The organism is Microbacterium sp. MMO-10, assembly GCF_037148715.1.
Taxonomy (GTDB): Bacteria; Actinomycetota; Actinomycetes; order Actinomycetales; family Microbacteriaceae; genus Microbacterium.
In genome coordinates, this window is sequence record NZ_JBBCSV010000010.1 from 1 (window position 1) to 2,472 (window position 2,472).

The 2,472-nt window shown below is 60.5% G+C and carries 4 protein-coding genes; 1 reads left to right on the forward strand and 3 read right to left on the reverse strand.

Going from position 1 to position 2,472, the window contains the following annotated elements; all coding sequences use genetic code 11:
- A partial coding sequence (locus WFJ17_RS18630; protein WP_336649209.1) for an IS3 family transposase occupies positions 1 to 216 on the forward strand: 216 nt, incomplete at its 5' end.
- A 216-nt stretch (positions 217 to 432) separates the two neighbouring features.
- On the opposite strand, the gene WFJ17_RS18635 is transcribed toward WFJ17_RS18630, so the two are convergent.
- The 3 genes from WFJ17_RS18635 to WFJ17_RS18645 form a co-directional block, all read right to left on the reverse strand.
- A complete protein-coding gene (locus WFJ17_RS18635; RefSeq protein ID WP_336649210.1) occupies positions 433 to 1,890 on the reverse strand; it encodes a multicopper oxidase family protein in 1,458 nt (485 codons plus the stop codon).
- On the reverse strand, positions 1,887 to 2,147 hold the full coding sequence (locus WFJ17_RS18640) for an SHOCT domain-containing protein (protein ID WP_084603924.1): 261 nt from the start codon (positions 2,145 to 2,147) through the stop codon (positions 1,887 to 1,889). Before WFJ17_RS18640 ends, WFJ17_RS18635 begins: the two co-directional genes overlap by 4 nt.
- 82 nt (positions 2,148 to 2,229) lie before the next feature.
- The coding region (locus WFJ17_RS18645) for an integrase core domain-containing protein (RefSeq protein WP_336649211.1) at positions 2,230 to 2,472 on the reverse strand (243 nt) is incomplete at its 5' end.

Sequence of the window (2,472 nt, forward strand, 5' to 3'; positions counted from 1 at the left end):
GCGGGAGACAACGCCGCCATGGAGTCGTTCTGGTCACTGCTGCAGACGAACGTTCTGAACCAGCAGCGGTGGACAACACGGCAGGATCTGCGGCTCGCGATCGTCGTTTGGATCGAGCGGAAGTATCACCGTCAACGAGCCCAGGACACCCTCGGCGGGTTGACGCCCATCGAGTTCGAAGCCAAGCTAGCCGAGCCGCTCACACTCGCGGCCTAAACCGAACCTGTCACCAGTTCGTTCCTCACGACCAATCTCGTTTGGCAAGCCTGGGTGTCTCGCACTGAGGTAGAAAAAGAACAAGCTCGCGTCTCATCTAGAGAAGCGAGCCTGCCGTGTTACTTCAACAATACGTGGTGCATCCGGCAACATCAAGTAACGGAAACTACGCGGCAGCGGTGGGTTTTGGCCAGGCCGCAACGCCGCTGCAGCTGGTCAGCCGACATCGACGATGGCCATCATGCCAGCATCTTCATGATCAAGGATGTGGCAGTGGTATACGGTGCGCCCCGGGTGACGAACGAAGTCGATGAGCACCCGCACTCGACCTTGGGCAGGAACATTGACGACGTCACGCCAAACCTGTTCGCTGACCGGTTGCCCGTCCGTCTCGATCACCTGCATCGGCCATACGTGTAAATGGAAGGGGTGATCCATGGGTGTGGGGTTCGTGATGAGCCACTCTTCCACGGCTCCCGCAGCAACGCGTTGGTCAACTCGGTCGATGTCGAAAGTACGACCGTCGAATCCGAGATCCATCATGCTCCCGCCACCGCGCATCATCGACCCCATTCCCATGGTGAAGGCAATCTCCCGCCGCCGCGCAACAGGCTGCTCGCGTAGATCCCGAAGAACCGGCGAGCGAACTGGCACCGTATCTGGCGTAGAAGTCTCTTGCCCGGAGACAGTGAGCGTGGCAATGGCCTCAGCTCCGGAGAGGTTTCGACCTCCCATCATTCCCATCCTCATTCCACCACGGTCGTAGCCCAGTGTCTGAAACTCACCACTACCGGCGCTCATGCTCACGAGAAGGTCGGCGCGATTACCGGGAGCCAGGAGCACGTCCCGCACTTCCCGGGGAGCCTGTTCGTGACCCCCGTCGATCCCCAGCAACTCCAGGCGCTGCCCGGGCAAGGCCAAACGTAGGTAACGGGAAGTGCACGCATTGATCACTCGCCAGCGTTCCCGCTCCCCAGGTCGTGCCGACATGTGTGGGCGGTGCTGGCCGTTGACCAATAGGAGATCACCTTCACGGCCCATCATCACGTCCATCCCCGAGGCGGTCGCGATCTGTCCTCCAGCGGTGAGTGAAATGTCGGAGACGACGAGCACCCGCTCTCGACTGACCGGCATTTTTTCATCCTCGACGATAAGTGCACCGTACAAGCCGCCGAATAGCTGGTCAGCGACTGAGCCATGCCGATGAGGGTGATACCAGCACACACCAGACGGGTGATCCTCTGGCAAGGTAAACCGGTAACCAAAACTCTGCCCAGGGTCTATAGAGAGGAAGGGGTTGTCACTATTCCCCGAGGGAGAAACCTGTAGCCCGTGGGTATGCAGGTTGGTTGGGGTGTCCAGTTCGTTACGCAACTGCACCTCGATGGTGTCCCCCGGTCGCACCCACCAGGTTCTCCCCGGCAATGTGCCCCCGTAGGTCAAGGCCTGTACCTGTCGCCCGGCGATGGTCACCTCGCGACGAGCGGCGACAAGATCCACCTGCAGCAAACCACCGCTGCTGCGTAACACCTCTGGCTCAACCAGCAGATCACCATCAGCCACGCGCCCACCCCAGGGAAGACCTGTCTGAGAGAGACCGATCCCTCCAATAGCGACACCGAGCCCTCCCACAGCCCCGAGCTGGAGCGCCTGTCGACGGGTGATCGGTTTCATGCGTCAGGTGCTCCGTCGAGTCGTTGACGTCGCTCGTCGTACTCACTGGTGTCAATTTCTCCACGGGCATAGCGCTCATCCAGCAACTCACGAGCCCCACTGGTCCCGATGCGATGAGGTGTCTGTCGAGGCCCACGTGCGGCGAAGACTCGAACAAGAACCACGATCAGTGTGACAATTCCCACCACGAGCAGGACGAGGAAGACCCAACTCCAGCCCATACCCCACCAGCCCATGTGGCCCCCATTCGACCCCATTTCCCATCACCTCCGAGGTGCTGTATCCAAAGACGGCGCGGCAACTGTTGAGATGATCTCTGAATCGGCCTGACTTTCGTTCCTATTGGGAGCTTTGTCCGGCAGGGGCCGGCTGGGCTGATTCTTGGTCAGCGTAGTACGCCTGCTCGACCTCGAGCGGGGTGCGCATGTCGAGCTCGCCGTGGAGGCGGGAGTTGTTCCACCACCACACCCATTCGAGGGTCGCGAGCTCGACCTGCTCCACGGTCCTCCAGGGACCGCGTTGCCGGATCAGCTCGGTCTTGTAGAGGTTGTTGACCGCTTCTGCCATCGCATTATCGAAGCT